The 8,804-nt window shown below is 60.9% G+C and carries 6 protein-coding genes; 4 read left to right on the top strand and 2 right to left on the bottom strand.

Translation table 11 applies throughout. From position 1 onward, the window contains the following. The first annotated feature begins 215 nt into the window (after positions 1-215). Both ACE3OH_RS15500 and ACE3OH_RS15495 read left to right on the top strand, forming a co-directional pair. Positions 216-1,220, top strand: a complete 1,005-nt coding sequence (locus ACE3OH_RS15500; RefSeq protein ID WP_374354839.1) for a TrkA family potassium uptake protein — start codon at positions 216-218, stop codon at positions 1,218-1,220. 356 nt (positions 1,221-1,576) lie between these two features. Then, entirely contained in the window at positions 1,577-4,630 is a 3,054-nt protein-coding gene (locus ACE3OH_RS15495) for a cadherin-like beta sandwich domain-containing protein (protein WP_374354836.1), read from the top strand. A gap of 377 nt (positions 4,631-5,007) precedes the next feature. On the opposite strand, the gene ACE3OH_RS15490 is transcribed toward ACE3OH_RS15495, so the two are convergent. Next, positions 5,008-5,283 carry a hypothetical protein gene (locus ACE3OH_RS15490; RefSeq protein ID WP_374354833.1) on the bottom strand — a complete coding sequence of 92 codons (276 nt, stop codon included), beginning with the start codon at positions 5,281-5,283 and terminating at the stop codon, positions 5,008-5,010. Here ACE3OH_RS15490 and ACE3OH_RS15485 point away from each other — a divergent pair. Beyond that, complete coding sequence (locus tag ACE3OH_RS15485) at positions 5,282-6,514, top strand: MBOAT family O-acyltransferase (protein ID WP_374354829.1); 1,233 nt, start codon at positions 5,282-5,284, stop codon at positions 6,512-6,514. The genes ACE3OH_RS15490 and ACE3OH_RS15485 overlap by 2 nt on opposite strands. 70 nt (positions 6,515-6,584) lie before the next feature. Continuing rightward, on the top strand, positions 6,585-7,544 hold the full coding sequence (locus ACE3OH_RS15480) for a hypothetical protein (protein WP_374354826.1): 960 nt from the start codon (positions 6,585-6,587) through the stop codon (positions 7,542-7,544). Here the strand turns inward: ACE3OH_RS15480 and ACE3OH_RS15475 are convergent. Then, positions 7,512-8,618 carry a PLP-dependent cysteine synthase family protein gene (locus tag ACE3OH_RS15475; RefSeq protein ID WP_374354823.1) on the bottom strand — a complete coding sequence of 369 codons (1,107 nt, stop codon included), beginning with the start codon at positions 8,616-8,618 and terminating at the stop codon, positions 7,512-7,514. The two genes, ACE3OH_RS15480 and ACE3OH_RS15475, sit on opposite strands and share 33 nt — an antisense overlap. Between the last annotated feature and the right edge of the window lie 186 nt (positions 8,619-8,804).

Genomic DNA, 8,804 nt, shown 5'->3' with positions numbered 1-8,804 from the left:
CCAGGCGCTGTGTTGTTGCGCACTGAGGTAGATCACTACCTTGCGTGCACAACGCCTTGCGCCTGGCGGCTTTCCGACGAAACGCGATCCGCCGGCAAAACGTCAACAGAGCCTAGGGATAGTTCGCGTTATAACTTGATGGCGCTCCCACAAACGGCGACACCGCGCCTTGCCCGTGTTAGCTTTCCGGCTTTCACCGCCCTGCCCGGCCGACCTTGGATTCCATCACCCGCAAACTGCTGCAGCTCACCCTTCTGGTCAGCCTGACCCTGGCTGCCGGCACGCTCGGCTATGTGTGGGTGGAAGGCTGGTCCTGGTTCGACGGCCTGTATATGACGGTGATTACCCTCGCCACCATCGGCTATGGCGAGGTCAATCCACTCGATACCCCCGGCCGCGTATTCACCATGCTGCTGATCCTGTTCGGCTCGGCCATGCTGGTGTACGCCGCCTCATCCATCGCCAGCCTGATCATCGAGGGCCAACTGGTTCGCGCCATCCGGAGACGTGCCATGCAAAAATCCATCGACCGCCTCAGCCGCCACCATATCGTCTGCGGCCATGGCTCTACCGGCCGCTATGTGGTGGAAGGCATGCAGCGCGTGCATCAGGCCTTTGTGGTGATCGAGCAAGATGCCGCCCGGGTACAAGCCTTGCGCGACCGTGGCCTGCTGGTGGTGGAAGGCGACGCCACCCAGGACGAGGTGCTGGCTCGCGCCGGCATCGCCCGCGCTGCCGGCCTGGTGGCCTGCCTGCACCACGATGCCGACAATGTGTTTGTGGTGCTGACGGCGCGTGAGCTGAACGCCGATCTGCGCATCGTCGCCAAGGCGGTGGACGAGAGCGCCCAGCGCAAGCTGCGCGCCGTCGGTGCCGACGGGGTGGTGCTGCCCAATTTCATCGGCGGGGTGCGCATGCTGATGGAGCTGGTGCAACCAAATGCCATCACCCTCTTGGACATGATGCTGCGCTCGCCCGAGCAGACCATCATCGCCGAAGAAATCGCCCTGCCCCACGACTCGCGCTGGCTGGGCCAGGCCCTTGCTACGCTGCAGCTGGAAGCCCACCCCGGCGCCAGCCTGCTCGCCCTCCAGCGCGCCGGCAGCGCGCCGTACCAGTTCAACCCGCCGGCAGACACCATACTGTGCGCCGGCGACGTGCTGATCGTGATGGGCGAGCAGCAGGCGGTGCAAGGCTTCAGCGCGCGCCTGCGGCAGTAAGACACGCACGGCGCAAGGCCGCCAGGCCTGAGCTCCCCGCCTCGCAGGACATGGCATTCGGCCTGCCGCTTGCGCTATCGCTTCCACCACGCATGGCCCGGATCGCTTGGTGCAATTGGTCCACATACACCCTGTCGCCCCGTCCGGTGGCGCCCTGTTTTGCCCGGTAGTTTTGCACAGCCGCACTTGCGCAGAAATCCGCACCTGCAATGTCGAGCCCACACGCCATGCATTCAATTGTCATTTGCGGGCCTGTTCCTGCAAGGCTTTCATGCCTTTGCAACGATCTTCACTAGCAAAGTCGGCCGATCAGCTGCATTCCGCCTTCCTTTCGCATAACCAAAATACGTAAATAATTGCCATTGGCATATTTCGTCGCCGCGCTACAGTGCGCGCGGCCCGAGACAAGGCGCAGTCTGTGCAATTCGCTCGGGAAAGATTCGATACAAACAGGGGATCAAGCGATGCAGGACAAGCGAAGTGCAATAGCAGTCATGCTCGGCATGGCGCGTACGCGTGCCATCGAAGCATGCTTGCGCGGAATGTTGATGATTTTGATGGGGGTATTTGCGCTGCACGCGCAGGCAGGGAATTTGTCGGGCATCAAATCAATTCATGCCATCAATACCGGCGCATGCATGGTCATGAATGACGACACGGTTCGTTGCGCCTACGACAGCGAACTGCAAGATGGCGCTTCCGGTTACCAATATGCTCACCAGATCAATGGTCTGATCAATGCGAAAAGCGTTTCCGGCTACCATCGATTTGCCTGCGCAGTCATCAATGACGGTACTGTGCAGTGCTGGGGAACCCTAAACGACAAAGGCCAGCTGGGCCGTGGCACCACCGATCCGGACACTTCGCCTGCAACGCAATTCCACCCTGCGCCAGTTACCGGCCTGACCGGGGTTTCCGCGCTTGCCAATGCGGGTAGCACTTGCGCGCTGCTTAATGATGGCACTGTCAAATGCTGGGGCCCATCCTTGGGTTCCGTTGCGTCATATGGCGCCCAACCAGTAGCCATTCCTGGCATTAGCGGTGCAATCCGAATTGGGGGGGGAAATGGTGGTTACTGTGCTTTGATCAACGACGGTACAGTCAAATGTTGGTCTGACGATGTCTCCAATCCGTTAGTCCACACTGTTGCAGGGGTTTCCGGCGCAAGGGATCTGATCGCTGCCAATGGTGGCGCAGATCAATACTGTGCTGTGCAAAGCGATGGAAAAGTCATTTGCTGGACAAGTTGGGGAAATTTTTTCGGAGAGCTGGCAACTGGTAGCTCTGGCCCCGTCCATACGCCAACAACTGCAACCGAATGGAACACCTCGGCAGCCGGATTTTCCAAGCTGACGTTGGGTCATCATATGGCCTATGCAGTCTATCCCGATGGTAGCGTCAAAGGCGCCGGTTTCAGCAATTGGCTGGGAAATGGCAACCAGTCCAGCGATCACATCCTCGTGCCTGTTGTCATTCAAGGCGTAAACAACGCAATTGCGCTAACGTCGTCTGGCACAACTTGCGCACTGCTGATGAATAGCGAAGCGCAGTGCTGGAGCAATGGCACACCGCAATATGTGCAAGCTCCGCCATCGAATGGCCCTGCGTTGGCAAATTTGCAAATTGACAGCGTTAGTCTTAGCCCGGTTTTTTCTGCCAATACCAAAACTTATTCCGCCAGCGTAAGCAATAGTGTTGGCACCATCATCATTACTCCGACCGTTGCAGGCTCGGCGACGGTCAAGGTCAATGGGAATGCGGTCGCCAGCGGGAACGGCGCTCCAGTGGCGTTGAATGCGGGCAGCAACACCATCACGGTGCTGGTGACCTCCCAGGATGGCACCATGAGCACGACCTATACCATTACGGTCACGCGTGGGACGCCAACACCTGCAACCCCAATCGAAGGCGCCTGCGGCCGCGCTGACGGTATTGCCGTAACCAGCGCGCCCGGCAGCGATCTTTGCAAGGTCGGCGATGCGGTCAATCTGGTCAGCAATGGCTCCTGGAGCTGGGAGTGCGCCGGACGCAATGGCGGCAGCAATGCAAGCTGTATCGCCCCGCTGAAGGTTGCCCTGGCAAGCGCCAACGGCAGCGATGGCACGCCCCCTCCACCAGGTTCGATCACCCCGGCAACATTATCCCTGCCTGGCAATGGATCGACAGTGTATGTCGAGATGGGCAGCAATAACCTGCTGGAAATCAGTGGTTCGGGCCGGATTCAATTTGCCGGTATCGCCAGCAAGGGCGCTTACATCCCGCTTATCCAGTCGCTTAGCGGCAAAATCACGTTGAAGAGCGCGGCCGGCAAGGCGCTGATAGCGCTGGGAGACCAGGTGCTGGCAGCCTGTGCGGGCTCTGGTAGCACCGTGCTGGAAGCGCAGATGGGCAGCAACAATGCACGCGATATCGGTGTCGTCAGCGGCTGTCTGGCCCTGCCGGATACTCTGCGCACCAGCACCAAGCGCGCAATCTCGCTGGCTGACAACAAGTTGCTGGCCGGAGAAACAGTGTCGTTTGATGGCGACAACCAGGTCAGCAGGCTGCGCGCCGGCACCATCAGCGACAGCAGTTTGCTGATCGGTGACAAACTGGCCCCGGTCGACCCGTCGATTGCCAGCATCATGGTTGATGCCAAGCAACCCAACCTGGATGGCAGCTCTATCCGCCTTGGCAAGGGCAAAACCCTCAAGCAACGCTTCCTCGACACGGCCGGGCTCGACGCCAGCCAGCTTTCGCAAAACCAATGGGGTGTTTATTCGCTCAAGCATGCAGACGCCATCAAGGCCAAACTGCCCGAGACATTCCGCATCACCGGTGATGTGCTGATCGATACCAGCGTGCCGGATGGTTTCGATGTTCAGGACGATGGCCGGATCCGCTTCTCGGCGGGCGGTTATCAGCTGGCGCTGGCTCCTGCTGTCAATCAGCCTTACCGGATTGTTACCCAGGCCCACGCACTGGGTTTCGGCAATGCCTCCGTCCAGAACGACGGCAGCTACACACTGAGCCAAAATGGTGGTCTCAAGCAGGGCGGTACTGAATACCGGGTACGCCCGGTGTGGCAAGGCAAGCCCGATAGCCGGATTGGCCTGATTGTCGAAGCCAATGGCGAACTCAGTTACAACGATCAGCAGCAAAGCACGGTGCTGGTCCCGGCCCCTGCCAATCTCGACGCGCTCAAGCAGGCGGTCTTTGCCCTGGATGCCAAGGCAAAGGTGCAGGTCAGCATCGAGACCGGCATTGCCACGCTGACGATCAAGGGTAACGTCTTCAAGCTCAAGCCTGGCTTCGCACTAAGCAAGACTCCGTCAGACAAGCTCAATCAAGCCTGGTGGTTGAACGAGCAAGCCCAGGTAGTGATCAACAATGGCGATGGCAGCAGCCAGGCATTCACGGTGGTGCAATAGCTGAACTACCGCCACCGCTGCCCTATGGTCATTGACTAGGGAAACGTAAACAAGGGCTCACCGGAAACGGTGGGCCCTTGTACTTTTGGATGCGCCGAGAAGAATCGCTCGAGACCATGCGCTCCGCCAAAGCACCTGCAAGGCATCAATACGCATTGACCTTGTGGCCTCCGCGCTGGCTGAACAAGCAGCAAGCTAGCCGACTCCCTGCACAATGCTGCGGCAAAACCGGGGAAGCGAAGCATCCCGGCAGCTATTCCCGCACGCGCAATCCTGGCACGGCGGAACCGGCGCTCTGGACGAAATACCGGTCCTGATGAAAGCCATGCTTGCAGTGCTTTCTCCTGCGCCTCGCTTAAACCCCTTCAAGCTGGCGTTTACGCAACAAAATAATGCAACAGTTGTAGCTCTGGTAAAATCCACAGTTGACAATTTGCAAAAACATGACCTTGGCATACAAGGCAATGACCAAGCGCCGCCAAAGAAGCGGCAATCAGGTAATTCGAGGGAGGAATAAGCGTGACACGCTTAGTCTTGGCGCCATCACCGGCGCCTGCTGCTGCATGGGCCGCGCCGCACTGTAGCGGCTTTTCATTGTGGTTATTGCTGGCAGGCTCTTGCTGGGCCATCGGCTTTCTCTGCAATAACCACATGGTCCCGGCCGTCGCCTTGGGCCTTGCCACCGGCAACTACCTGCTGTTCATCCTTCCCGGCCTGCTTTACCCACGTCTGCGTACCGGCTTGCATTGCGCCTCCTTGCTGAGTTGGTGCGCCCTGCTGGGTATTGCCGAATGGCATGGTTGGGTGCGAACGCTCGGGCAGCCTGCCAGTACCACAGCGCTGGCCAGCCTGCTCGGCCTGCCCTTTCTCATCCTGACCATGATTGCCTACAACGTCGCCCACTGGCGTGAGCCAGAGCGCCATGCTTCGCCGCGCCGCTTTGTCGCCTATCTGGTGTACTGCCTGTACTTTCCGCGATTTTTATGCGGCCCGCTGGAAACCGCCAACTGGCTGAACCGCCTGGAACACTTTCGCTGGCGGCTGTGTCCGCGCCATATCGACGTCGGTCTGCGCTGGATCTTGCTGGGTGCGGTCTACAATCTGGTGGCCGCCAGCCTGATCCGCCAATATTGGCAGTACCAAGGCAGCAATCCGCTGCTGGGCGCGCTAGCCGGGGCCACGGCTTTCGAGCTGCAGGTGTATTGTGACTTTGCCGGCTACAGCATGATGGCCGTTGGCGCGGGCTGGATCCTCAATCTGCGCATCACCATGAACTTCCACAGCCCGTTCTTTGCCAGCAATCTGCGCGACTTCTGGCAGCGTTGGCATACCAGCCTGGGCCGCTGGTTACGCGAGCATCTGTTCCAGCCGATGCGCCAGGCATTCGGCCCGAGCCGCGCCTCGCTGATTCTCGCCACCATGCTGACCTTTCTGGTGTCGGCTCTCTGGCACGGCCTGACCCTGAACTTTCTGCTGTGGGGTGCCTGGCATGCGCTGGCGTTTTTGAGCTATGTGCTGTGGTTTTCAAGAAGCAGGCGCTTGCGCTGGCTCGGCCTGCCGGCGCTGTGGTTGGTATTGATCATGGGTCGCCTGCTATTCATGAGTAATCGCGCCGCCTTGGCCAAGCACTTTCAAGCGTTTACCGACTTGCAAAACTGGCAGACCTTGTTGCCCGATCTGTTTACCGCGATAGGCGGCGCCAGCGCGCTCGCCTGGTTCGGCATCGCCTTGTTTGCTGTGTTGATGCTCGGCGAGGCGCTGAGCTTGCACAGCGGCCGCCCATACCGGCTTTTGCTGAAACCGGCGCTGCGCGTGCCGCTGGCGGCCCTGTTGCTGCTGGCAGTCGAAGCCGGCAGCGAAGGGGCGGTATATGCCGGCATCTAGACACACGAGCCTGAGCACATGGCGGCGGCGGCGTGCATCGTGGCGCCGGCTGCTGCCCTGGCTATTGCTGGTGTTGCTGCTGGTTTTCGTCCGGCCGTTCATCGATGTCTACCTGCCCGGCAACCGCGTGCATGAGACCTTGCAATGGTTGCAGGCAACCGAACAGCACCTGGCGCAGCGCAGTGCCGACCGGCCGCGCATCATCATCGTTGGCGGCTCCAATGCAGTGACCGGTTTGCAAGCGGCAGTGCTGGAGGCGAAGCTCGGTTTGCCAGCTGCCAACTTCGGCCTGATGAACGAGGCCGACGACTACCGCCGTACCCTGGCACTGGCGCGCCACCTGGCCCGACCTGGCGACACCGTGGTGTATTCCAGCCGCATGCTGCTCGGCATTGATCTGGATGATTTGCACAGTGGCTGGACTTTGCCGGTTCCCACCACCCAGGTCGGCATCTGGCCCACCTCGCGCGAGAACATCTATGCAGAGCGCTCGGCCATCGGCATCTGGTTTGGCCCGTCCGCGCCAAGCGACGCCACTTTCTGGACCGAAGCGCACTTGCGCGATTCACGTGGCGACTATCTTGGCTGCAAGCCTGGCAGCAGCCTGGGTTCCAGCGTGCATGCCGGCGCCAGCCTGCCCGACCAGCTGCTGGCCAGCCATGCAACGCTGATCGATCGCCTCAGCGCCTGGCATCTGGGACATCTGCATGAAGCAGCCATGGCGCAGCTGGCACAGCTGTCCGACGAGCTGGCCAAGCGCCGGGTCAAGCTGCTGTTGCGGGCACCACCGATCATGACTAGCAGCGCCGATCTACCGCGCTGGCACGGCTATTTTGCGCAAATGCGCAGCCGCTACCCGTTTGCCGCCTCGGCCTGGCAGCATCCGGAGCAGATCCTGATCAACGATGGCAGCTTGTTCTGCAGCCAGTTGCACCCCACCCCGCAGGCGGCACGCCTGTTCAGCGAGCAACTGGCCGGGCAATTGCAACTCATGGCCTCAAACAAGTTCACCAGCCACCCGCAACCCTGACAGCGCCTCGCCGCTCAACATTGCAGCAAGGCTGGCGTCATCCAGAGCGCAGTCCATACCCTGGTCCGCGTACCAGTCAGGGTTGTAATAGCTATGCGCATAGCGCTCACCGGCATCGCACAGGATGGTGACGATGGAGCCGCCCTGTCCGGCCGCCTGCATATGCTGCGCCAGCCACAGCACGCCGATGAAGTTGGTGCCGGTGGACCCGCCCACCCGGCGCCCCAGGCGCTTGCTGACATAGCGCATGGCCGCGAGGCTCAATCCATCGGGCACTTTGAGCATGGTGTCGACACAACTGGGGATAAAGCTCGGCTCCACCCGTGGCCGGCCTATACCTTCGATGCGCGAGCCACAGGGCAAGGTCAGGCTGGCGTCGGGCTTTCCGCTCTGGGCGCTTGCAAAGTAGTCAAAAAAGGTCGAGGTCTCGGGATCGACGCACAGAATGCGCGTGTCGTGGCGCCGGTAGCGAACGTAGCGGCCCAGGGTAGCGCTGGTGCCGCCGGTACCGGGGCTGCACACGATCCAGGCCGGGATCGGCGACGGCTCTTCTGCCATCTGCTTGAAGATCGACTCGGCGATATTGTTATTGGCACGCCAGTCGGTAGCCCGCTCGGCATAGGTGAACTGATCCATAAAGTGGCCGCCGGTTTCCTGCGCCAAGCGCTGCGATTCGCTATTGATGGCGCCGGCTTGCTCCACCAGATGGCAGCGGCCGCCGTAAAACTCGATGGCTGCGATCTTGTCCGGCGAAGTCGAGGCCGGCATCACCGCAATAAACGGCAAGCCCAACAGGCGGGCGAAATAGGCCTCCGACACCGCCGTCGAGCCGCTGGACGCTTCGATCACCGGCCGGCCCGGGCGCAACCAGCCATTGGCCAGCGCATACAGAAACAGCGAGCGTGCCAGCCGGTGCTTGAGGCTACCGGTCGGATGGCTGGATTCATCCTTGAAGTACACGGTGATATCCGGATAGCCCGGCAAATCCAGCGGAATCAGATGGGTGTCGGCCGAGCGGTTGAAATCCGCCTCGATTCTTTGGATGGCGGTATCCACCCAGGCGCGGTGTGACATGGCTGTACCTACCGAGAATATAAAACGCGCAATGGTACCACCGCCGCCCCCTGCGTCCCTCCCCTTGCCTAGGCTCTGTTGACGTTTTGTCGGCGGATCGCGTTTCGTCGGGGGGGCACCGGGGGGGGGGGGGGGGGGCCGGCGCGGGGGGGGGGACGGGAGGGGGGGGGCGCCCCCCCCCCCGCG

Origin of the sequence: Chitinimonas sp., assembly GCF_041904975.1 — a bacterium.
Lineage (GTDB): Bacteria > Pseudomonadota > Gammaproteobacteria > Burkholderiales > Chitinimonadaceae > Chitinimonas.
The sequence above is the reverse complement of the archived record's forward strand: the minus strand, read 5'-3'. Positions and strand labels throughout refer to the sequence as shown.